This is a genomic window from Mesotoga sp. H07pep.5.4 (assembly GCF_003664935.1).
GTDB lineage: Bacteria > Thermotogota > Thermotogae > Petrotogales > Kosmotogaceae > Mesotoga > Mesotoga prima.
In genome coordinates, this window is record NZ_JFHM01000006.1 from 132,061 (window position 1) to 154,193 (window position 22,133).

General features: G+C 44.8%; 21 protein-coding genes and 1 pseudogene. 14 read left to right on the plus strand and 8 right to left on the minus strand.

The annotated features are described in order from the left end of the window. Positions 1–67: 67 nt before the first annotated feature. The 3 genes from Y696_RS04045 to Y696_RS04055 form a co-directional block, all read right to left on the minus strand. Complete coding sequence (locus Y696_RS04045) at positions 68–730, minus strand: anaerobic ribonucleoside-triphosphate reductase activating protein (RefSeq protein WP_006492436.1); 663 nt, start codon at positions 728–730, stop codon at positions 68–70. Further along, a complete protein-coding gene (locus tag Y696_RS04050) occupies positions 648–2,801 on the minus strand; it encodes a ribonucleoside triphosphate reductase (protein WP_121509796.1) in 2,154 nt (717 codons plus the stop codon). Before Y696_RS04050 ends, Y696_RS04045 begins: the two co-directional genes overlap by 83 nt. A 221-nt stretch (positions 2,802–3,022) precedes the next feature. Further along, positions 3,023–3,571 carry a PolC-type DNA polymerase III gene (locus Y696_RS04055; RefSeq protein WP_006492439.1) on the minus strand — a complete coding sequence of 183 codons (549 nt, stop codon included), beginning with the start codon at positions 3,569–3,571 and terminating at the stop codon, positions 3,023–3,025. 150 nt (positions 3,572–3,721) lie between these two features. On the opposite strand from Y696_RS04055, the gene Y696_RS04060 reads away from it, so the two are divergent. From Y696_RS04060 to yihA, 6 genes are read left to right on the plus strand one after another with little or no spacing between them, the layout of a single operon-like run. Continuing rightward, positions 3,722–4,042, plus strand: a complete 321-nt coding sequence (locus Y696_RS04060; protein ID WP_006492441.1) for a hypothetical protein — start codon at positions 3,722–3,724, stop codon at positions 4,040–4,042. Continuing rightward, on the plus strand, positions 3,963–5,036 hold the full coding sequence (locus tag Y696_RS04065; protein WP_121509797.1) for a DUF362 domain-containing protein: 1,074 nt from the start codon (positions 3,963–3,965) through the stop codon (positions 5,034–5,036). The genes Y696_RS04060 and Y696_RS04065 overlap by 80 nt, the downstream gene beginning before the upstream one ends. A 10-nt stretch (positions 5,037–5,046) precedes the next feature. Then, a complete protein-coding gene (gene glpK / locus Y696_RS04070) occupies positions 5,047–6,507 on the plus strand; it encodes a glycerol kinase GlpK (RefSeq protein ID WP_006492445.1) in 1,461 nt (486 codons plus the stop codon). Continuing rightward, a complete protein-coding gene (gene tsaE / locus Y696_RS04075) occupies positions 6,465–7,022 on the plus strand; it encodes a tRNA (adenosine(37)-N6)-threonylcarbamoyltransferase complex ATPase subunit type 1 TsaE (protein WP_006492446.1) in 558 nt (185 codons plus the stop codon). The genes glpK and tsaE overlap by 43 nt, the downstream gene beginning before the upstream one ends. Beyond that, positions 7,023–9,398 carry an endopeptidase La gene (gene lon / locus Y696_RS04080; protein ID WP_006492448.1) on the plus strand — a complete coding sequence of 792 codons (2,376 nt, stop codon included), beginning with the start codon at positions 7,023–7,025 and terminating at the stop codon, positions 9,396–9,398. It abuts the gene before it with no gap. Then, complete coding sequence (yihA, locus tag Y696_RS04085; protein ID WP_006492449.1) at positions 9,379–9,951, plus strand: ribosome biogenesis GTP-binding protein YihA/YsxC; 573 nt, start codon at positions 9,379–9,381, stop codon at positions 9,949–9,951. Before lon ends, yihA begins: the two co-directional genes overlap by 20 nt. 56 nt (positions 9,952–10,007) lie before the next feature. On the opposite strand, the pseudogene Y696_RS04090 reads toward yihA, so the two are convergent. Both Y696_RS04090 and Y696_RS04095 read right to left on the minus strand, forming a co-directional pair. After that, positions 10,008–10,364, minus strand: a pseudogene (locus Y696_RS04090) (sodium/proton-translocating pyrophosphatase); the annotation flags it as partial. Positions 10,365–10,439: 75 nt separating this feature from the next. Next, a complete protein-coding gene (locus Y696_RS04095) occupies positions 10,440–11,681 on the minus strand; it encodes a glycoside hydrolase family 1 protein (RefSeq protein ID WP_006492454.1) in 1,242 nt (413 codons plus the stop codon). Positions 11,682–11,779: 98 nt separating this feature from the next. Between Y696_RS04095 and Y696_RS04100 the strand changes: the two genes are divergently transcribed. The 5 genes from Y696_RS04100 to Y696_RS04120 all read left to right on the plus strand — a co-directional run bounded on the left by Y696_RS04100 (position 11,780) and on the right by Y696_RS04120 (position 16,333). Further along, positions 11,780–12,628, plus strand: a complete 849-nt coding sequence (locus Y696_RS04100; RefSeq protein WP_006492456.1) for a carbohydrate kinase family protein — start codon at positions 11,780–11,782, stop codon at positions 12,626–12,628. A gap of 179 nt (positions 12,629–12,807) precedes the next feature. Next, positions 12,808–13,749 (plus strand): hypothetical protein, encoded by a 942-nt coding sequence (locus Y696_RS04105; RefSeq protein ID WP_006492457.1) that lies wholly within the window; start codon positions 12,808–12,810, stop codon positions 13,747–13,749. 213 nt (positions 13,750–13,962) lie between these two features. Next, on the plus strand, positions 13,963–14,862 hold the full coding sequence (locus tag Y696_RS04110) for a tyrosine-type recombinase/integrase (RefSeq protein WP_099772067.1): 900 nt from the start codon (positions 13,963–13,965) through the stop codon (positions 14,860–14,862). A 29-nt stretch (positions 14,863–14,891) separates the two neighbouring features. Then, positions 14,892–15,644 (plus strand): histidinol-phosphatase HisJ family protein, encoded by a 753-nt coding sequence (locus Y696_RS04115; protein WP_014730539.1) that lies wholly within the window; start codon positions 14,892–14,894, stop codon positions 15,642–15,644. After that, positions 15,641–16,333, plus strand: coding sequence for a DUF2461 domain-containing protein (locus Y696_RS04120; RefSeq protein ID WP_121509798.1), 693 nt, complete (start codon positions 15,641–15,643; stop codon positions 16,331–16,333). Before Y696_RS04115 ends, Y696_RS04120 begins: the two co-directional genes overlap by 4 nt. A 22-nt stretch (positions 16,334–16,355) precedes the next feature. Here Y696_RS04120 and wecB read toward each other — a convergent pair whose 3' ends face one another. Next, positions 16,356–17,513: a non-hydrolyzing UDP-N-acetylglucosamine 2-epimerase gene (gene wecB, locus Y696_RS04125; RefSeq protein WP_014730541.1), complete on the minus strand. Its 1,158-nt coding sequence runs from the start codon at positions 17,511–17,513 to the stop codon at positions 16,356–16,358. Between the two features lie 105 nt (positions 17,514–17,618). Between wecB and murJ the strand changes: the two genes are divergently transcribed. After that, a complete protein-coding gene (gene murJ, locus Y696_RS04130) occupies positions 17,619–19,136 on the plus strand; it encodes a murein biosynthesis integral membrane protein MurJ (RefSeq protein ID WP_121509799.1) in 1,518 nt (505 codons plus the stop codon). Here murJ and Y696_RS04135 read toward each other — a convergent pair. Further along, positions 19,130–19,882 (minus strand): histidinol-phosphatase HisJ family protein, encoded by a 753-nt coding sequence (locus Y696_RS04135; protein WP_014730543.1) that lies wholly within the window; start codon positions 19,880–19,882, stop codon positions 19,130–19,132. The two genes, murJ and Y696_RS04135, sit on opposite strands and share 7 nt — an antisense overlap. 3 nt (positions 19,883–19,885) lie before the next feature. Next, a complete protein-coding gene (locus Y696_RS04140) occupies positions 19,886–20,194 on the minus strand; it encodes a polyhydroxyalkanoic acid system family protein (protein ID WP_014730544.1) in 309 nt (102 codons plus the stop codon). An 85-nt stretch (positions 20,195–20,279) separates the two neighbouring features. Between Y696_RS04140 and Y696_RS04145 the strand changes: the two genes are divergently transcribed. Both Y696_RS04145 and Y696_RS04150 read left to right on the plus strand, forming a co-directional pair. Then, complete coding sequence (locus Y696_RS04145; protein WP_014730545.1) at positions 20,280–20,837, plus strand: PolC-type DNA polymerase III; 558 nt, start codon at positions 20,280–20,282, stop codon at positions 20,835–20,837. 2 nt (positions 20,838–20,839) lie between these two features. Continuing rightward, the gene (locus tag Y696_RS04150) at positions 20,840–22,126 is read left to right on the plus strand and encodes a PhoH family protein (RefSeq protein WP_014730546.1); all 1,287 of its coding nucleotides are present in this window, start codon (positions 20,840–20,842) and stop codon (positions 22,124–22,126) included. The last annotated feature ends 7 nt before the right edge of the window (positions 22,127–22,133 follow it).

The window sequence follows — 22,133 nt, forward strand, 5'->3', positions numbered from 1 at the left end:
AGCTTGAAAATGCAATAGAAAAGCACCGGCCGCTGTACGCGGCCGGTTGCTCTGCACTAGAATCTCTTTACTCTCTGATTATTACTTTTTGCGCATGATCAGAAATCAGGTCGGCAAATCTTTTAAGAACGCTTGAGGGATACGGCGGCGTTTCACACAAGCCGGCAACTGGTTTGTACTGCTGAACTGAAACCAACGATGCTCCTCCACAGATTCTAGATAGCTCTTCAAAATCATCTTCGGGAAGATATGCGGGGAACATTGTAATTCTTATCTCATGATTTGCGAATCCCTTCGCTATTTCTATGCTGTCTTCGATCTCTCTCAGATTCACAGGTGAAAAGATTTCGTAGTGGAGTGACTTCAAATCGATCGCAACATAGTCAACGATCTTAAGAAACTCCTGCAGGATTTCAGCATTCCAGCCGTTCGTGTCGATCTTAAGAAGGGTTTCTGGAAACCGTGATTTGAGCCTCCGCATAAACGGTAACAGTTCATTGGCTCTCAGGGTTGGCTCACCTCCGGTTATGACCACTGCGTCCAAAAGCTTTCCTCTTTTGTCGAGGTAATCGAAAACTTCCGATTCCGCCAATTCTTCCTGAACCCTTTTCTTTAATTCTGAATTGTGGCAGTAAGCACAATCAAAATTACAACTTGAGGTAAACAGTGTCAGGGCTACTTTCCCCGGATAGTCCACTAGGCTTACGCTCTCTATTCCTGCGAAATTCATCTACTCTTTCTCTCCCCACTCGGTAAGTTTCCCGTGTCTTAAACTCTTCTTGCTTTCCAGTATTCCAGTTTTGTACAGGTCGGTAATACCCCGTTATTCTTGAGTAAACCTCAGTTGGCTTTCCGCATTCGGGACAGGTAAAGTGTTCTCCCCTTATGTACCCGTGGTCCGGACATATTGAATAGGTTGGTGAAATTGTGAAGTACGGAATTTTGTAATTCTCCGCTATCTTTCTTACAAGCTGCTTTGTAGTTTCCCAGTCTGAAATTCTCTCCCCAAGGAAGGAATGAAAGACTGTCCCACCCGTGTATTTCTGTTGAAGCTCTTCCTGGAGGTCTAGTGCACTGAAAATGTCTCTAGTGTAGTCAACGGGAAGGTGCGAGGAATTCGTATAATACGGATTCTCCTTTCCAGCAGTAATGATCTGAGGGAACTTTTCCTTGTCTGTCTTAGCCAGCCTGTAGGCAGTTGATTCTGCCGGAGTTGCCTCAAGATTATAGAGATGGCCAGTTGCCTCCTGATAGTCCATCATTTTGCTTCTCATAAAGTCCAGAACCCTAAGTGCAAACTGGTAGCCCTCTTCTTCTGAAATCGCCTTTTTTATCCACCTCGCATTCAAGCTCGCTTCATTCATACCCACCAAGCCTATAGTTGAGAAATGGTTGTCAAAGTTCTTTAAGTATCTCTTCGTGTATGGATAGAGACCTTCGTTATTCAATTTCTCGACTACTGCTCTCTTGATTTCGAGACTCCTACTCGAGAGGTCCATCATTTTTGAAAGTCTTGCGAAGAACTCTTCTTCGTTCTTGCTCAAATATGCGATTCTCGGAAGGTTGATCGTTACAACTCCAATCGATCCAGTAAATTCGTCTGAGCCGAATAGACCTCCGCCCCTTCTTTTCAATTCTCTCTTGTCAAGCTGAAGCCTGCAGCACATGCTTCTTACGTCATCGGGATCCAAATCAGAGTTGATGAAGTTCTGGAAATACGGGGTACCGTATTTGCTGGTAATTTCGAAAAGAAGCTTTGCGTCTTCATCTTCCCAATCGAAGTCTTTCGTAATATTATAGGTTGGTATCGGATACTGGAAGCCCCGGCCGTTAGCATCTCCTTCGTCCAAAACTTCAAGGAAGGAGCGATTTATCATGCGCATCTCTTCCTGACAATCTCCGTATGTGAAGTCCAGGGCCTTCCCACCAACAATTGCAGGCTGTGTCCTCAATTTGGTCGGGACTACCCAGTCCAGCGTGATGTTTGTAAAGGGTGCCTGCGTTCCCCATCTCGAAGGAGTATTTACTCCGAAGACAAAGGACTGGATGTTTTGCTTCACCTCTTTGAGAGAAAGGTTGTCAATTTTCACAAATGGCGCCAAATAAGTGTCGAAAGAAGAGAAAGCCTGAGCGCCTGCCCATTCATTCTGGAGTATTCCGAGGAAGTTTACCATCTGGTTCACCAGGGTTGATAGGTGTTTTGCCGGTGATGAAGAAACTTTTCCTGTCACCCCGCCCAAGCCTTCTTCTATTAATTGCTTAAGACTCCAGCCAGCGCAGTAGCCCGACAACATTGAAAGATCGTGAATGTGAATGTCTCCCTCACGGTGAGCATTGCCAATCTGAGGATCGTATATTTCTCTCAACCAGTAATTGGCAGTTACCGTTCCACTGTTGTGAAGAATCAGCCCGCCTATTGAGTAGGTCACAGTGGAATTTTCGTGAACTCGCCAGTCAAGCATGTCTAGATAGCTATTAACTGTTTTCGAAAAGTCAAGCATCGAGGAATCGAGTTCTCTCAGTTTTTCACGGTGTCGCCTATAAAGAATGTAAGATTTGGCAACATCTGTGAATCCAAGACTTTCAAGCGTTCTTTCTACGGAGTCTTGAATATCTTCGATGTCGATTAGATTATCCGTGGCTTTAGGCTGAAAATCGGCCACAACCCTCAACGCAACCCGCTCAAGTATGTCTTCGTTATAATGGGTTTCCGTTGCATCGAATGCTTTTTTCATAGCGTTGATTATCTTATCTAGATCGAAGCCTACTATGGCCCCGTTTCTCTTTCTCACATTAAGCATCACGATACCTCCATAAATATGATAATGAAATATCCCCACAAATTGTGTCTAAAGTTGATTGTACCACAATATGTTGTTATTTCAAAAATAGACGCCCTATGATTATCTCAGTGGGGAAGTTTTGTTATTTTCTTGGGAAGTGATAGCGGTTGTCTAAGCACGAGTTCCTGAGAGACTTTCAGAATTCAAAGGAACTTAAGGTTTGACGAAAGTGAAATGTGTTAAATGTTGGGTTTCTTTATGAAACGGGTAACGCTATTTGTACCAATTCTATTTAACATCGCAACGAAGGCCTCGGCAGTTGCCAGTGCGTCACCTAATGCTCTATGTCTCGATTCAGGTATAATACCCAGTCTTGCCAAAAGAATGTCAAGGTTGTTTCTCCCATATCTGAAGACGGCCTTTGAGACTTCTATTGTGTCGATAAATTGGTTGCGAAGCTTACCCAGTCCACATTTATCACCATAGAAGTTGATAAAGGAAAGATCAAAAGGGGCGTTGTGAATTATTAGCGTTGCATCTCCAGCAAAAGAATAGAAGCCTCTGAGAACATCGCAAACTGTTGACTTGCCTTTCACGGTCAAGTTGCTTATTCCAGTAAGGGCAGTTATTGCTATTGGAATTATGCATTCGGGATCAATGAGAGAATCAAAGAAGTCATCTCTGCATAGTTCCCAGTTCTTCACACGAACGCCAGCCACCTCGATGAGTTTGGCTCCTCGGTATGGATTCATCCCGGTTGTCTCTGTGTCTATCACTACAAATTCCAAATGACTTCCCCCTCTTCTCATTCTATAACGAAAGGATCTCTTTCGGAAAGGATGTCAAGTTGGAAGTGCGAAGAAATCAGAAGATCCTTTACGCTTTCTTCCCAGTTTGTAGGCGGTCAATAGAGTATAATTTCTATGAGGTGATCCACAGTGGATGACAAAGTAAACCATTCCGAAGAGGAAATAACGGAACGCTATAGGAAGGCCCTTGAATCAGCGATTCAGAAAGCACCGATCAGATCGGGCGAGAGGCTTTATCTTACAGATCTCTGGGCCATTACCTCTATTCCCGAAGAAGTCATCGTAGAGACTCTGGGTTCTTCCGAAGTGAAGTTACCCGAAGGAGTATCATGCATTGTTGACGATAGAAGGAAAAAGAAGAGGATAATATATGGGAAACGGGAGCCAAACGAAAAGGGTAGCAATCCTAAGCAGTCCAGAATACAAAAAGTGCAGGGAGAAGATCAGTGAGGGGCTAGATCTGATCGGTTTCGACGAGACTCTCCGGGGAAAGAAGGTTCTTCTAAAAGTCAATCTTCTATCGGCAAGATCACCGGAAAGTTGTGTAACCACGAACCCTTTGTTTGTTAGAGCAGTTGCAGAATTATTTCTTGGAAGAGGAGCGGAGGTGAGCGTTGGGGATTCTCCCGCTAGCGTAAGCACTTCTGTTGCGGGATATGCTTCTGGAATCTCACAAGTGTGCAAGGAGTTGGGAATACCTCTGCTGGATTTTGATGACCCCGTTCAAATCGTCTTTGACGAAGGAACGTACAGGAGTTTCCTTATTTCTAAACCAGTTCTTGAAACTGATCTCCTGATAAATCTCCCTAAGCTCAAGACTCATGCACTAACTCGGGTTACACTAGGGGTGAAGAACCTTTTTGGATGTGTTCCTGGTGCAAAGAAACAGGGCTGGCATTTCAGAGTCAGAAACATGAAGGAGTTTTCGAAGATGCTGTTAGATCTCGCCGTTCATCTGAGGGCAGATCTAACCGTAATTGATGGTATATATGGGATGGACGGTAACGGTCCCTCGAACGGTAGGATTATCAAACCAGGAATAATTGGGATGTCAAGAGATGTTTTTGCACTGGACGATGCTATAGCGGAATTATTTGGCGTCAACCATTCAAAAGTTCCGATACTGCAAATAGCGAGAGACAGAGGCCTGGTCGGTGACTATGATGTAGTTGGTGACGAAGTACATCCTGACAAGCTCCTTCTTCCCGAAACTAACTTCATTGGTGTCTATGGCGCAGCTATACTGAGAAGAATAGTTACGAAATTTCCGAAGATAGATAGAGAAAGATGCAGGAGCTGTCGTGTCTGCGAAAACGCGTGTCCAGCAAAAGCTATTGACATAAACAGATTTGCCATAGACTACAACAAGTGCATAACATGTTACGTCTGTCACGAGCTTTGTCCCGAAGATGCTATTGTTTTTACGAGACGTCTTTTTAAATAGGAGGGGTTTGATGAATTACGTTCTTGCTATCGATCAGGGAACAAGTAGCAGCAAAGCGGTCCTTTTTGATCAAGAGCTGTATCAAGTTGCGGTTGCGCAGGAGGAATTCAAGCAGATCTATCCTAAACCGGGATGGGTGGAACATGATCCTAGAGACATTATTCTCAGTACTATGAGCACAATTGAGAGAGTGGTCTCAGATGCAAGAATTTCATTCAGGGAGATAGCGGCTATAGGTATCACAAATCAGAGGGAGACAGTTGTTGCCTGGGATGCTCTCACGGATCAACCGCTTTACAATGCCATAGTCTGGCAAGACAGAAGAACTGCCGGTAGATGTAAAGAGATAGAAAGCTCTTATGGAGAGTTAATTAGACGGAAGACTGGACTCAAACCGGATCCATATTTTTCCGCCACAAAGATGGAATGGCTGCTAGAGAATGTGCCTGCCGTTAGAGATGCAGCAAATAGGGGAAGATTGAGATTCGGAACGATAGACTCGTGGCTTGTATGGAATCTAACGAGGGAGAATCTTCATGTGTGTGATTTCTCTAATGCGTCAAGAACAATGCTATTTAATATAGAAGAGCTGAAATGGGATAATGATTTGCTCAATCTCTTTGGTGTGAAAGAGGAATATCTGCCAACAGTCGTTGAGTCCTGTAAGCTCCTCGGCCCTTCGATATATGGTCCGAGAATAGGTGGAATGGCTGGAGATCAGCAGGCTTCGCTCTTTGGGCAAACTGCATTTCAGACTGGCGACGCAAAATGCACTTACGGAACGGGCTCGTTCATTTTGATGAACACAGGGAAGAAGCCAAAGATATCTGAACACGGTCTGCTAACCACTATAGGATGGAAGTCCAAGGAGGAAATTGTTTACGCTGTTGAAGGGTCGATATTTGCTACTGGAGCTTTGATAAGCTGGCTGAAGGACGGACTTGGAATAATCGACGCTCCTTCCGAAACCGAGTCTCTTGCCAGAGAAGTCGCCGATAATGGTGGTGTGTTCTTTTCCGGAGCGCTTACAGGTCTTGGAGCACCCTACTGGAATTCTTCCGCCAGGGGTATGATGATCGGTCTAACTAGAGGAACGAGGAAGGCTCATATTGTAAGAGCGGTCCTTGAATACATTGCCTTCAGGACAAGGGAAATACTAGATTTGATGGAAGAGGAAACGGGTATTAGATTGAATAAGCTACTCGTGGATGGAGGGGTAACCCGAAACAATCTTCTCATGGAAATGCAGGCAAATGTATTGAACATTCCCGTCGACAGATCTCTCATAAAGGAGACAACAGCGCTTGGAGCGGCAATGCTTGCAGGAATATGCACAGGCTTATGGGATCTCGAGAGTCTTAAGAATAAAAGAATCAGCGAGGTGGTGTTTGAACCATCGGGTGACAGAATGGAGGAAGAGTTCAGAAGGTGGAAAGAGGCGCTGAAGAGATCTATGAATTGGGCGAATTAGATCTGAGGGAATTCGAGAGAGTTGCTAAGAAAATAGGAGAGATGCTCGAAGGAGGAGAGACGGTTCTCCTCTTTGGCGACCTTGGAAGCGGGAAGACAACTTTTGTTAAGTCGATGGCCGATGGATTGGGTATCGATCGCGACTACGTTAGGAGTCCTACCTTTAATATTGTCAACTCCTACCCGCGACGATCATCAAGAAAAGAGAACAATGAAAACCCGGTGCAAGTGGAGAGGCCTGGTCTTATTCATGTAGACCTTTACAGGGTTGATAGCGAAGAAGAGATGTTAGATCTTGCACTTCACGACTTGGTGGACCTGGACACTGTTGTGGCGGTGGAGTGGCCTGAGCTTTATGTCAAGTATGTCTCTCAACCTTACCTGATTGTAAGGTTGGAGCACTGTGACGAGTCGAAACGAAGCATGAGAATAGAGCCTCATGGTCGTAAAATGACGACACTTTTGAATCGTCTGGTTATGATAATTAATGAAGATGAAAGAAGGGAAGGTGAATAGATGGCTCAGAAATTTGAATTACTGGAAAAGGCGGCCGTTGGTAGCGAACGGAAGATAGAAATTCCGGAAAAGCTGCCAGTGATTCCCACGAGAACAAACATGCTTGTCTATCCTTCGGCAGTTATGCCGTTGTATGTGGGGCGTGAAAAGTCGCTGGCCGCTCTGGAAGAATCAATTGGTAAGTTCAATCAGATGGTCTTTCTCGTATCTCAAAGGGATATTACGAAAGAGGACCCGGAAATTGAAGAGCTTTTCGAGATAGGCACAATTGCCAGAATTGTTCAGCTCATGAAGATGCCCGACGGAAATTACAAGATACTTGTTGAAGGCTTGACAAGAGCGAAGTTGGTTTCAGTTGAAGAAAAGGAAAATTCACTGATTGTCGTGGTCGAAAAACTAAAGGGAAAGGGTAGAAAGAGCAAGATGCTTCAGGCGCTAGTAAGAAAGGTGAAAGAACTTGCGCTTAGGTATGTCTCAATGAGCAGGCGTTTTCCCGACGAAGCAATAATGGCTCTAGAAGACACATCTGATGCGGACAAGTTTGGAGATTTCGTTTCCTCGATGATGCCTTTTTCGCTTGAAGAGAAACAGCGGCTTCTCGAGGAGATTGAAGCGAAGGATCGTCTCAACACCCTGATGGAACTACTCACAAGGGAGATAGAAATTCTCTCTCTGGAAGAAGAGCTGGATAAAAGGGTTAAGGAAAAGATCGAGCAAGGACAGAAGGAATACTATCTCAGGGAAAAAATGAGAGCTATTCAAGAGGAATTAGAGGGCGAAGAAGATGAGGAAATAAAAGAGCTAAAGAACAAGGCAGAGTCAGGGGAGCTTCCGCAGGAAGTTAAAGAAAAAGCGGAACAGGAGATATCACGACTTGAGAAGATGTCTCCTTACTCTCCGGAAGCGACAGTTGTAAGAACTTATCTTGACTGGTTGTTGAATCTTCCTTGGCAAGAAGAGACCGACGACGAAATAGTGATCAGAGATGTTAGAAAGACTCTTGACAGCAACCACTATGGACTCGAGGATGTTAAGGAAAGAATACTCGAGTTTCTTGCTGCCAGGAGATTTTCAAAGAATCTCAGGGCTCCAATTCTATGTCTTGTAGGTCCTCCGGGGGTTGGAAAGACCTCACTTGGAAGGTCGGTCGCTGAAGCAATGGGCAGGAAGTTCGGCAGAATCTCTCTTGGAGGGATGAGAGACGAGGCGGAAATAAGGGGCCATAGGCGTACCTACGTTGGGGCGCTTCCAGGACGAATAATGCAGATGATAAGGAAGCTGAAGACAAGAAATCCGGTAATTGTCCTTGACGAAGTCGATAAAATGGGGATCAGCTTTCAGGGTGATCCGGCCTCCGCTCTTCTTGAAGTGCTTGATCCAGAACAGAACAACAATTTTACCGATCACTTTTTGGAAGTGCCCTTTGATCTTTCGAGAGTGTTGTTCATAACCACCGCTAACGTTCTTTATTCAATTCCTGCTGCGCTCAAGGACAGGATGGAGATAATTGAGATTCCAGGTTACACGGAATCGGAGAAGTATCACATAGCAAGGGATCACATTCTTCCAAAGCTATTGGAAGAGTACAACATGGATTCAAGCAAATTCAGGATAACGCCTGCGGCAGTGAGGGATGTGATAAGAGATTATACAAGAGAGGCAGGAGTCAGAGAGCTCGATAGAAATCTTGCGAAGATAATCAGAAAAGCGACGCTTAAGATTGCAGAAGGCAGCGATTCGATCTCTGTTGGCGTGAATGAACTCGGTGAGTTTCTCGGGGCGCCGCTTTTCAAAGAGAGCGATTTCAGAAAGCATCCCGAGGTTGGTGTCGTGACTGGTCTGGCCTGGACTTCAGTGGGAGGAGAAATTATGTACATAGAGGTCTTGCCCGTTGCAGGAAAGGGAAAGACGATCATTACGGGTCAGTTGGGCGATGTTATGAAGGAGTCGGCACAGATAGCGGCATCGCTGGCCAGAAAGCTCTGCGATGATGAGAGGTTCTCAGAGGTTTTCGAAAAGAAAGACTTCCACATTCATGTTCCGGAAGGAGCCGTTCCAAAAGATGGCCCCAGTGCAGGAATAACTCTCACCACGGCGATTGTCTCTGCCGTTACTGGAAGAAGGGTGAGAAATGATATCGCAATGACGGGGGAGATTACTCTTCGTGGTAAAGTACTGCCGATTGGAGGTCTGAAAGAAAAACTGATGGCAGCTTATCGGGCAAGGATGAAAAAGGTTCTAATCCCGCTGGCCAACAAACGAGATCTCGAAAAAGTCCCCGATGAAATAAAGTCAAAATTGGAGTTCGTCTTTGTCGAGGACATCCGAGAGGTGCTGAAGGAGGCGCTGATCCCCGGTGACGGTAAAGAGCACTGAGCTAGTGAGGACGGTTTTTTCTAAGGGTGAATACCCCCCTCCTCTTAGAAGAGAAATCGCCTTTGCCGGTAGATCTAACGTCGGTAAGTCTTCTCTCCTTAATTCGTTGTTTGGAAGGAAGCTGGCGAAGACGAGCTCGACTCCCGGAAAGACCAGGTCGATCAACTTCTATGGCGTAAATCGAGAGATCTACTTTGTGGACCTGCCCGGTTACGGGTATGCAAAAGCCTCAATGACGGAGAGAGAGAAATGGAAGAAGTTGATTATCGATTATTTTGAATCAAGAGAAGAGCTCTCTCTCGTCGTAGTTCTTGTCGATATAAGGCATCCATTGCAGCCGGCCGATATTCAGATGCTCGAATGGGTTACATACTATGCTATACCTTTTATTCTAGTCCTTACTAAGGCCGACAAGCTCTCAAGGAGCCAGCAGATAATAGCCGAGAAGTCAATTAAAGCTGAATTGGCTTCACTGGGAGTCTACCCGCCTGTATTTGTCGTATCGGCGGTGAAAAAGCAGGGGATTGAGAAGTTATTGATTGCGCTTTTATAGATATTCAGGAAAAGGAAAAAAGGCGGGGGTTCCCCGCCTTTTGTTTTAATTGCCTGTTATTTGAAGACAGCATAAAGAATAACAAGCGGGCTCATCAAAGAGGCAACGAGCGAGATAACCGTTATTAGCATGTTAAGCGAGGGACCGGCAGTGTCTTTGAAGGGATCTCCGACGGTGTCACCATTGACAGCCGCTTTGTGTGCGTCGGAACCCTTTCCACAGAAGGCTCCATCCCCGGTAAATTTCTTTGAGTTGCCGCACATTTCTCCACTGTTAGATATCAAGAGCGCGTCGGACAATCCGGAGAGGATCGCACCACCCAGGAAACCGCCGAGGGCATGTAATCCACCTATGAATGCAGCAGGAAGCGTAATCCCAATCGCTATTAGACTCGGAAGCATTAGCTCCTTTAGAGTTCCGGTTGTTCATATCTCTACGCATCGAGCATAGTCCGACTTGGCCGTTCGCTCTCAGATCTTTCATTTCTGTCAGGAGAGGCTCTCTCGAATGAAATCCCTGAACTTGTCGGCACTACCACGGGGTCTTAGTTCTAGATTTTCCCGCGCCGTTTCGTAAAGCCCGAACTTCATCGAATAACCTTCCTTCCATTCGAAATTATCCATTAAAGACCAGTAGATGTACCCAAACACTCGGGCACCCTTATCCATTGCGCTTCTAAGGCTTTTTAGGGCCGTTTCTATGTATTCCCATCTTCTCTTGTCTGTACCGTCGGCGATACCATTTTCTGTGATTATGATCGGTAATTCATACCTCTTGTAGGCCTTCAGTACTACGTCTTCAATTCCCTGCGGAAAGAATTCGTAACCCATCTCTGTCTTTTCAAATTCATCTCCGACAACGATCTCGGGAAGCGGTTTTGCATACTTAGCAAACATTCGGGTGTAGTAATTTACTCCGAGGTAATCTAGTTTTGAGGATATCCCCGATACTGCTTCTCCGGTTCCGAGAGGTTTAACCATCTTTCCATTCTTCAGGCTGTCCAGAAAGCTGTAGTTGTAAACCCTGTCAAGATACTTGGACACAATTCTGTCTCCAGGGTGGAACGTTCTCAGAGGAAAGAAAGGAATCATGTTTACTGCCACGCCCACCATAGAGAGGGGATTGGACTCTTTTATGACATCATAAGCCTCACTATGAGCGTAAAGTAGATTTGCAAGAACCCTCATCGCTCTCCCCATGTCTTTTATTTCCGGGGGCCATTCTCCCATGAGGTATGACATTACCGCATAAACATTCGGCTCGTTTATTGTCACCCAGTAATGAACATTCTCACCCATAGATGAGACGATTGTCGAGACGAAACGGCGAAAGTAAGGTAGATTTTCTCTGTCCTCCCAACCCCCAATTTCAGAGAACCACTGGGGAAGCACGAAATGATTGAGAGTGAGAATGGGCTGTATTCCGTTTTCAATTAGCATCGTTACGAAATCTTTATATCTTTCTATTACACTGTCTTCAAATCTGTTGACTTTGGGTTCGATTCTCGCCCACTCAACTGAAAACCTGTACGCATTCACACCCAAAGCCTTTATAGCTTCCAAATCTCTTTCGAGATGCTCCCAACTCCCACAAGCGACATCGGATGTGTCTCCATTTTTCACCTTACCTTGATGTTCCCATGCGTACCAATCAGAAAATACATTGCCCCCTTCTATTTGATGGCCGGCCGTTGCAACACCCCACATGAAACCGTCTGGAAACGAAAGCATATCGGAAACCTCCTAAGTATGTTATGTGTATACTCATATACAATTATAATCATGAAGGTGGGCAAAGTAAAAACTACTGGAAAGATGAGGTTGGTCGCATGAAGATTTCTATTGTTGGCAATGTGAACATAGACCTAAGCGCATTCATAAGTGAAAGCGGGAATAATGAAGAAAACAGGATCAGCGAGATGAGCTTTGCCATCGGAGGAAGCGCCTCGAACACATCAATAATGTTAAGCAGGCTAAGGAAGAGCATCTATCTGCAAGGTGCGGTTGGGAGCGACTTTTTTGGAGAGATGGCGCTTGAATTGCTGAAAAGAGAAGGCCTCAACATCGATTATCTTTTAAAGCTGAATGGAAAGACGGGCTTCTGTTTTTCAGCGATCTCTAAAGATGGACAAAGGCATCTCTTCACGTACAGGGGAGTTAACGAAAAAGCGTACCCGATTGAAGATGGGTTCGACTTCTACCACTTTGGAGGTGTAACTCCCGATCAGATTGAAAGGTTTGTAGGCAAAACTGGCGAAGTAAGGTTTTCATACAACCCTGGAGGCATCGTCACTTTTGAGAAGACAAATGGAGTTGCGGCTATTGCAGCAAGGTGTGAAGTGCTGTTCGTTAATGAGAGCGAGTGGAATCATCTTGAACATTCGCTTACCGTAGAGCCAAAGGAAATTGTCGTAACACTAGGAGCGAGAGGATCGAAAATCAAGAACGGCCCAGAAGAAGCTGCTCTTCCTGCGAAGGTAATTGATACAACGGGCGCCGGAGACTCTTTCATTGCAGGGTTCTTGCACGCATATCTTTCAGGAAAAGATCCGGCACAGTGCTTGAAACTGGGAAATCTACTTGCATCCATGGTAGTATCAAGGCCGGGAGCAAGTCCTGCTTTCACTTACAATGAAGTAAGTGATCTCGCAAATAGGTATGACGTATACTTGCATTAGTTGTATATACTTTAATAATATACTATACTGAATATGATGAAAGTAACTGTATATATATTTGCATAGGTTATGTATGGATCCGTGTTGTTCTATAATAGTTTATATAAAATATTTTGTGTATATAAAGCTTAGATCAAATATGAACGCTTTTGTGATAGTATATCTGTAGAGGTGATTCAATGCCAGCACAAATTGCATCGGTTGATGTTGTAAGAATACTTGGTAAGCTGAGTGACGATGGAGGGGAGCAATCAAGTAGAAATAGATTCATTCGCGAGTATCTTTCAAAGTACACTTCTCCCGAATCCATCGTCAGTGACATCGAGGGGCTACTTGAAGCCTATCCTACATTTGATGGCGATTCTGAGAGTCTCGGAAGAGCCTACGCCGATCTTGTTAATAGGCTTGCCGAACTATCGGGTTTCTCCGTTGACTATGTGAAGTACTCCGGAAGAGAGAAGATAACGGGGATCTGGAAGGTGGGTGAGGCTATTCAGATCAAAGTCTCGGCGATTATTTGTACTGATTTCGAAGAGGCCAAGGGAGTTGCGAGAAACGCTCTCCTAATCCTTCCCGAAGCGATCGATCTCGGGAGACCATTTGTTACAGTTGGGCGTCTTGGTATGTTGTTTTCAATGATCGAGCAAATCGAGCTTCCGGTTAGTTCAGTCGCGTCGATACTTGTCACAGATGATAACTACGACAAAAGAATATCATCATTTATGGAGTTAATGCTATTAGCTTTCAAAAAGGAGCTGGCAAGAAAACCCCAGATATCGCTTCAAAAAGAGTGGTCTAAAGAGGAACTTGAAGAATTCATTCTGGAGAGACTTAAGCTGCCCACTATAGGGATGCTGTTTTCCTTACTCGATTCACCCATGTTGAGTGAAGACTTGGTAGACAGAATAAACAGTTTCCTGGAGGAAAACGAGAGCGAACTGGTGAAAGGACCTATGGCACTGGGTGCCATAATGGGTGCTCTTTCGAAACACTACTCCGGGATCAAAGAAGAGCTTGTATTGCGCGAGGGAAAGAGATATCGACTGGCCGACAAATACAGACCTGTAATATCCGAAATCAAAGCGCGCTTTGAAAGCGGTGTTCAGGCACGCACGCGTTAAATGGCTCATATTGCTTGTTTCTTCTGGCAAGAATATAAATAGATACGGAAGTGAAGAAAAATTCAACACAGAGCATTTTAAGAGGTATCACGCTGTAACTCCTATTGAATGGAGCTTACACGCGTAGCATTGAAGAAAGCCATGTGCTATAATACGAAATATGAGTCATAATGACTATTATGACTCATATTTATGATAATCTGGGGGTTGAAAATGGACTTTTCCGAAGCAGTTGAGAGATTCAAAGAGAACATGGAATTTGTGAGAAATATGTCTTCCAACACAGTTGCCGCTTATCTTTCCGATCTCCATCATTTCGAGCTCTTTCTTAATGAGCGTGGAATTGACTACAAGTCGGTGAAGAGAAAAGACATCGAGCTGTTCGTTAAAGAGTATTCTCAGGGGAAGTATTCGAAGAAGAGACCTTCTGCAACTACCGTGGCCAGAAATCTTTCGACGATCCGATCATTCTACACGTTTCTCTACATAAGTGGAACGGTAGGTAAGGTTCCGACCGAGCTGATCAAGAATCCGAAGACACGGCGTAGAATCCCTGATTACATAACGCATGATGAGGTCATGGAGATCCTTTCTTCCTTCAGAAGTACCAACCTGGGCAAAAGAAACAAGGCTATAGTTGCAGTAATGTACTTCTGTGGATTGAGGGTAAGCGAAGTGTGCAAATTGAGGCTCGGGGATCTCAGAATGGGCAATTCGCCGGCGGTGAGGATCATGAGCGGAAAGGGGAACAGAGATAGAGAAGTACCGATGAACGACCAGGTTCTCTCCATTATGAAGGAGTATCTCCAAATAAGAAGAGAGTTTCCCGTGAGTGAGTATGAAGACCACGTCTTTATAGGAACACGGGGAGAGCCAATGGCAAGAAACGTAATTCCAAAAGTACTAAATACACAAGTAAAATATGTATATCCGGAAAAACGAGTACATCCACATTTATTTCGACATAGTTTTGCTACACAACTTCTACAAAAAGGTGCAAGTATAAAGATTGTACAAGAATTGCTGGGACATGCAAATCTTAGCACTACTAGTATATATTTGCATATCACAGATAAAGAGAAGAGAGCAGCTGTACAATTGCTATCGGACTGATTTGCAAGTGAATATTGTGGAGTTGTTGTATGATAGATATTCACAATCACACTACGTATTCCGACGGAAGGAATACCGTGGAAGAGGTAATACAATCGGCATTGAAGGAAGGTCTTCAGATAGTCGGAATCTCCGATCACTTTGATCCATATGTAGCCCAAGAGGTCTGTCTTCAGCCCGAAGAAGTAAGCGTGTATCTAAAAGAGATAAGAACTTTAAGCGAAAAGTATCCAATAAAGGTTCTTGCCGGGCTTGAGCTTGGCCTGCAATCGGAAGGAATTCTCTGGCCCGGTGAAGAAATGGACTATTTCATCTACTCTGTTCACACCGTTCCAGGGAGACCCGATCTCAAGACCCTTGAAAACCCTTGGGATATATACCTTCAAGAGGCTATCAGTGCGGTAGATCTCATTGACAGACCTGGCTTTTTTGGTCACCTTGATTTTCTGCGAAGGCATATCCCGAAAGCAAAGCCTCCCAAACCTGGGCAGCTTATGGATACGCTTCTGATGAAGCTTGTATCGAATCACGTTGGACTCGAGTTGAACACCTCTGGCTGGATGTACGGAATTGGGGACCCTTCTCCCCAGCCATGGGTAATAGAGAGATATATAGACCTGGGGGGCCGCTTTGTTACGGTAGGTTCAGACTCGCACAGGGCCTCACAGATCGGAAATTTCACTGTGAAAGCGCTTTCTTTGCTTAGGCAAATGGGGATTAAAGAAGTGTTTTATTGTGAGAATGGTAGTTATATTCCCGTTCCGATAATGGAGGCAAAATGAGTGAAAAGAGGTTCGAAGGTTTTTCCGGCGAGACACTTTCATTTTTGATAGATCTCGGGATTAACAACAACCGATCATGGATGGAAAGAAACAGGGATCGATACCGTATAGAACTGTTGGAGCCATTCAGAGCTCTTGTAAAGCAGCTAGGCCCTTCCATGGAGAGAATCGATCCATTTATAGACGTTAGACCACAGGTGGGAAAGACTATTAGCAGGATCAGCAGAGATGCGAGACGTAACAAGGGAAAACCACCATACCGAACTAATATGTGGTTCACTTTCAGAGTTCCAGGACCCAACTGGAAAGACTCTCCTGGGTTCTTTTTCGAGCTTTTTCCAGACTGGTACCGGTACGGAATGGGTTTTTATCTGCCTTCCCGGGCGACAATGGTTAAGCTTTCTGAAGAGATCGAGAAAAACCCTGTAAGGTTTGTTGAAAAGACAGAGGTTCTGAGAGATAGCGAATTTTCTGTCTTCGGTGAGAAATACAAGAGAAGGAGGAATAGGAAGGGAGTGTCTGACAGCCTTTCCGAATGGCTTCAGTATCGAGATTTCTACATCGCCTCTAATCACGAAATCGATGAGATTCTTCTATCCTCCAGACTTGTCGGTCACCTTGAGGCGGCCTTTTCCGCGCTATCGGAGCTTTACGAATACTTCTGGGAGTTGAAAATGAGAGATGCCTAAAGCTTAGAGTAGGGAGCATTATCTAAAGGTTCTCGCAAAGATGCTTCAAGATTCTCTTTGATGCAGTACCGTCTCCAAACGGATTTTTTGCGTTTGCCATTCGCCTGTATTCATCAGAATCTCTTAGAAGTTTGACTGTCTCATTGAAGACGAAATCTCTGTCTGTTCCAACGAGCTTCGCGGTTCCTGCCTTTATGGCTTCCGGTCGTTCCGTCGTTTTTCTTAGTACCAAAGTTGGTTTCCCCAGAGCTGGAGCCTCTTCCTGAATCCCGCCGGAGTCGGTCAGTATTATCCTCGCCTTTTCCATCAACGATACGAAAGGGAGATAATCGAGTGGATCCGTTAAGACGATTCTGTCATGTTTCTCCAGCTCAGGATAAACAACCTCTCTTACGGCGGGATTCAAGTGAACGGGAAATACAACTTTCATCTTCGGAAACTCTTTAAGTATGTCCTTTATTGCTTTCATGACCTGTCGCATCGGCTCGCCCCAGTTTTCTCTTCTATGCATGGTTACCAGTATGTACTCATCTTCCTCTACACCGAGTGCTTCTCTAAAACTCGAAGTGAGTACGGATCGATTCTCCGTTACCCAGAGCAAGGCATCAATCACGGTGTTGCCAGTTACCAGTAGTTTGTTTTCAGGAACTCCTTCTTTCAGAAGGTTGTTCTTCGCATTTTCAGTGGGGGGATAGTGGAATGATGAGATGACTCCGTTTAGCCTTCTGTTAATCTCTTCAGGAAAGGGGTCATATATGTTTTCGGTTCTGAGTCCTGCTTCAACGTGACCTACGGGAATCTTGTGATAGAAGGAGACAAGTGCTCCTGCAAACGTAGAAGTTGTGTCGCCCTGAACCAGAGTCGCATCGAAGACGTTCTCTGAGTAAATCTCTTCGAGTTTGCTTATCAACCTTGAAGTAAGGCCTGCCAGTGACTGTCTCTCCTGCATTATGTTTAAGTCAAAATCCGCTTCTATGCCAAATAAGGATAAAACTTGATCGAGCATCTCTCTGTGCTGTGCCGTTGCTATAACTACCGGTCTAATTGGTGAATTCTTCAGAGCAAGATACACAGGGGCCATCTTCACAGCTTCAGGTCTCGTCCCGAAAATTAGCGCTACCTTTTTCATCTTCTTCAGCCGTCTGGCCGTTCCCTCCTTCTTTCCATTCACAAAAGCCATGTTCAGTATATCACAGTTTCCCGACTCAACATCTTAGAGAGTATCGACGAGCACAAGCTGCTCACCGACTCATTCCATGTATTATAATCTTGTCTGGAGGTCTCTATGACGGCAAGCACTGTGAGAAGCACCGCTATCTTTGCCATAGCAACTATGTTATCCAGATTAACGGGTCTCGCGAGAGACTCCCTCTTTGCAAACTACTTTGGTACTTCTGCTCAATATGATGCATATCTTGTGGCAATAATGATCCCCTTCTTCCTCAGAAAGATATTCGCAGACGGCGCCTTGACCATGGCATTTGTTCCGGTTTTCAACGAAAAGCTCAAGATTTCAAGAGAAAGGGCCTTTGTCTTTGCTTCTACTGTCATTGTCTTTGTAGTGATTGTTGCTGGATCGATTTCCGCCGGAGGGATGGTTTTTTCAGAGGGGGTAGCCTCAGTATTTGCCGGGGGTTTCGATAAGGATGCATTGGACCTGACATCGAGATTAATTCGAATCTCCTTTCCATTCATAGCGCTTGTTTCTCTATGGGCAGTTTACTGCGGAGTTCTCAACAGTCTCGATGCTTTCTTCATTGCGGCGGTTTCTCCAATGTTCATAAATCTCTCAACTATCGCAGGGATTCTGCTTTCAGAAAGGTTTTCGCCACCAATTGTCGGACCGACTATAGGTTTCCTGGCTGGCGGGGTAATCCAATTGGTTGTTGTAGCTCTGGCGGCCAAATCGAAGGGCTTTGTCTTCAAACCGGGATACAGCAAAAGTGATGTAAGGGAGTTCCTTATTCTTTTCCTTTTTTCGGCCGTATCTCCGGCTATAAACGAAATCAATTCCTTTGTAGATGTAAGAGTATCCACTGAACTGGGTCGAGGCGCAGTCTCTAGCCTGGGGTATGCTCAGAGGCTTTATCAACTTCCACTGGGCGTCTTCGCCGTTGCTGTCGCCACTGTAGCACTTCCAAGATTATCGAAACTCTCCGGTTCCGATGCGCGAGACCGTTTCAGGAAGGCTCTGTGGGACTCATTGACTGTGCTCGCCTTTCTTATCATACCTTCGACTCTGGGTCTTCTGGTCCTGGGTGAAGGAATAGTTCGGATTCTCTTTGAGAGGGGTTCTTTTACACCATCCGATACTGCGTTTACCACGTCTCTTCTTTACGGATATACTCTGGGATTGCCTTTCTATGGATCGTATGGGGTTTTATCAAGGGCTTACTATGCGAGAAAGAGTCCCAGAACTCCGACTATCATCTCCGCAATCATGGTAAGCGTCAATGTAGCACTAGATATTCTGCTTGGTTTTACAATTGGGCCGCTTGGCGTTGCATTGGCAACAAGTGTGGCCGGAATCGTTGGCACAGTTACCGTTTCGGTTGCACTGTTTAGGTGGAGCGGATACGACAGAGAAAAGATTATTGCTATTTTGAAGATAATACTTGCTTCGCTTGTCATGTCATGCGTCATGATTGCTGGGAGGACTTTATTTGGAACCGGATTCATTTCGACTTCGTTGACTCTTGTTGCAGGAATAATAGTGTATTTTCTTTCGGCAAGGATACTTCGTGTTGGGAATCTCTTCAAATTGAGAGATCTCTTGCGGAACAAAAAAAGCAGTTCTCAATAAATAGTCAACGCAACGGGTTTGTATTCCATCTTTTCACAGTAAAAGACCTCCTTGAATCCAATGCTCTTCAGCAGAAGTAATGCGTCGGAAACGTGACTACCTACGTCCTCCCTTCTATGAGAATCTGAACCTATTGTCACAAACTTCCCTCCACAGAGAAAGTACTTCTCCACAATCCAGCGTTGCGGTGAAGGTTCTTTGTAAGGATAACGCCAACCCGATGTGTTTATCTCAATTCCGATACCGGCTCTTATGAGCTTCCTCAGTAATTCGCAAAGAAGTTCCTCGTTGTCAAGAGCTTTATGACCGGGAAGATATCTTCTGAGAAAATCGATGTGACCGAAAAAACCCGGTCTGTCGATACCGGAAATCGCCTCGATTGCCTCTTCCAGATAAAGCGTCCAAACGTCCCCGGAAGTCAGGTCTTTAATTCCGGGAATTCCGTGAACCGAGTAAATGAAGTAATCAAAGTCACCTTCAGGTAAGGTCTTTGCGCATGACTGAAGCCCGACTTCTAGACCCGCCAGAACCTTGATAACTGAATTCTCTTTCATGCGAGAAAGGCTCCTCAAATAGATTTCAGGATCTTTCATCCTGTAGCTATCAGGGAAGGAATCGTCAAGATCATCATGGTCGGAGATTCCTATAACTTTCAGTCCTTTAAGAATTGCTTCCTCAACGATTTCCTCCACAGGTGTCTGACTGTCAGGGGAAAAGGAGCTGTGGTTATGCAGATCTACAGACACTTCTCAGTCACAGTCACATAGAACTTTTAGAAGCTCAGCTCGCAAAGTGCTTTCGATCCTTCCTCTAAAAGCAGCCAACGTTAAGGGTAGTTTTCCTGATAGCGTAACAGTAGAATCGGCAAACTTCACAGAACCTTCTGTCTTCATTCCGGCCGCCTTCAACCTGAATCTCAGGGAGTCGTCTTCCCAGGTTGAGTCAAGGGCGAACTTCCCTTCATATTCACTCTTCAGCTCTTCGATTTTCTTATTCAATCTCTTTATTGCCTCTTCAATTCCGAGTGTGTGCTCGATGATAACGGAAAGTTCTTTCAAATGAATCACCTCTCTCAATTGTATAGTAAAGAGGAAGCCGGTAGTATAAGCGGTCTCATGGTAAAATTTTCACGGAGGTTTAGAAATGAAAAAGATCTACTTAGTCATTGATACAGAAACAACTGGATCCAGTCCCCTTGAAGGGGATAGGATTCTTGAGATTGCAGCTATTCCGGTCTATGGAAACAAGATCTTGCACAATCTATCATTTCAGTCGCTCGTGAATCCGCTTGTAATGATTCCGGCGCAGATTACAGGCATTCACGGGCTGAAAAATGAGGATGTGTTAGATGAACCGACAATGGCAGAGGTCTTCCCAAGATTCCGAAATTACGTTGGAGGAGCCACGATTGTAGGTCATAACATCGTTAATGACATGACTTTTTTTGATATTGCATCGAAAGAAACCGGAATACTGCCCTTAGCAAATAACTACATTGACACTATTGACATAGCTCATGAAGTCTTTTCCGAAGGGCCTTATGGTCTTAAGAGCATTGCGAAGAGGTTGAGAATAAGAGATGTTCCGACTCACAGGGCGATGGACGATGCCAGGGTAACAGCAAAAGTCTTTCTGGCATTGGCAAGAAGACTCGGGGGCATATCTCAAATGGTCAAATACGAAAAGAAGTGGAGGGGTTAAGTTTGATAAAAGACTTTATACTCGATACCAATGTTCTTGTTCATGATCCATACTGTTTTGACAATTTTGAGGACAACAATCTAATCATTCCATTTCCCGTTCTTGAAGAGATAGACAAGCTGAAAAAAAACTCGGGATCTGTTGGCCAGAATGCTAGAAAAGTCAACAGGTTTCTCGATTCGTTGAGATCTAAGGGCAGACTGACCGAGGGTGTTAGGCTGGAGTCGGGCGGCACGCTGAGAATAGCAGTCTTCAATGAATTCAAGAGCCAGCTTCCGCCTTTTGCAGCAAGCGGGTACAAGGATAACGCTATCCTTCTATATATGAAAGAACTTGAACTCGTAGATAAACTTCCTGTGATACTTGTCAGTAAGGATATCAACATGCGAGTCAAAGCCGACATAATGGGGATGAAGGCTGAAGACTACCTTCACGATAAAGTTGAAATCGACGACAAGCTCTCAGGAGTTCACACGTTTGACGACTCAGCCCTTAGAGACAAGTTCATAGATAGGGACGAGCTTTCGGTGGATGAACTCTCCGATTCCGTTGGGGCAAATGAATTTGTTGACTTCGGAAAGGGAATATTCGGAAGGGTAACTCCCGACGGCGAAATGATAGTTCCTCTTGAAGTCACAATGGATACAAGCAACTGGGGGATAAAGCCCAGAAATTACGAACAGATGATGGCCATGGAACTGCTTTTGGACGATAGGGTGAGGGTCGTCTTTATACCAGGAATTGCCGGAACTGGTAAGACGCTGATTTCGCTTGCTTGTGGTCTGAGGAAGGTTGTAGATGAAAAGAAGTATGAGAGATTGCTTGTTGCAAGGCCTATTATCCCGATGGGACAGGATATAGGTTATCTTCCTGGCTCGATGGAGGAGAAGATAGATCCATGGATGACTCCAATTTACGACAATCTCTATTTGTTGTTCAGCAATCGCCATATGGACATGGACTCATTCTTGAAGAAGAGAGAACAATTGGAAGTTGAGGTCCTAAGTTATATTAGGGGGAGGTCAATACCTAACCAGTACTTCATAATTGATGAGGCTCAGAACCTTTCTCCGCATGAAATCAAGACGATTATAACGAGGGTGGGGGAGAATACCAAGATCGTCGTTATCGGTGATCCCTACCAGATAGATAATTCCTATCTCGATGCTTACAGCAATGGCTTGACATATGCGGCGTCAAGATTTAGGGACAAAGAACTCGCAGGCCACATCACTCTGATGAAAGGTGAGCGATCAGAACTTGCAAGTCTGGCCGCAGATTTGCTATGAGGTTTAT

Bases quoted from the DNA above. Each gene is read 5' to 3' on its own strand.
- glpK (WP_006492445.1), top strand. From the start codon at position 5,047: ATGAATTACGTTCTTGCTATCGATCAGGGAACAAGTAGCAGCAAAGCG.
- Y696_RS04065 (WP_121509797.1), top strand. From the start codon at position 3,963: ATGGGAAACGGGAGCCAAACGAAAAGGGTAGCAATCCTAAGCAGTCCA.
- Y696_RS04145 (WP_014730545.1), top strand. From the start codon at position 20,280: ATGAAAAAGATCTACTTAGTCATTGATACAGAAACAACTGGATCCAGT.
- Y696_RS04045 (WP_006492436.1), bottom strand. From the start codon at position 730: ATGAATTTCGCAGGAATAGAGAGCGTAAGCCTAGTGGACTATCCGGGG.
- Y696_RS04100 (WP_006492456.1), top strand. From the start codon at position 11,780: ATGAAGATTTCTATTGTTGGCAATGTGAACATAGACCTAAGCGCATTC.
- lon (WP_006492448.1), top strand. From the start codon at position 7,023: ATGGCTCAGAAATTTGAATTACTGGAAAAGGCGGCCGTTGGTAGCGAA.
- wecB (WP_014730541.1), bottom strand. From the start codon at position 17,513: ATGGCTTTTGTGAATGGAAAGAAGGAGGGAACGGCCAGACGGCTGAAG.
- Y696_RS04120 (WP_121509798.1), top strand. From the start codon at position 15,641: ATGAGTGAAAAGAGGTTCGAAGGTTTTTCCGGCGAGACACTTTCATTT.
- Y696_RS04095 (WP_006492454.1), bottom strand. From the start codon at position 11,681: ATGCTTTCGTTTCCAGACGGTTTCATGTGGGGTGTTGCAACGGCCGGC.
- murJ (WP_121509799.1), top strand. From the start codon at position 17,619: ATGACGGCAAGCACTGTGAGAAGCACCGCTATCTTTGCCATAGCAACT.
- Y696_RS04115 (WP_014730539.1), top strand. From the start codon at position 14,892: ATGATAGATATTCACAATCACACTACGTATTCCGACGGAAGGAATACC.
- Y696_RS04105 (WP_006492457.1), top strand. From the start codon at position 12,808: ATGCCAGCACAAATTGCATCGGTTGATGTTGTAAGAATACTTGGTAAG.
- Y696_RS04110 (WP_099772067.1), top strand. From the start codon at position 13,963: ATGGACTTTTCCGAAGCAGTTGAGAGATTCAAAGAGAACATGGAATTT.
- Y696_RS04050 (WP_121509796.1), bottom strand. From the start codon at position 2,801: ATGCTTAATGTGAGAAAGAGAAACGGGGCCATAGTAGGCTTCGATCTA.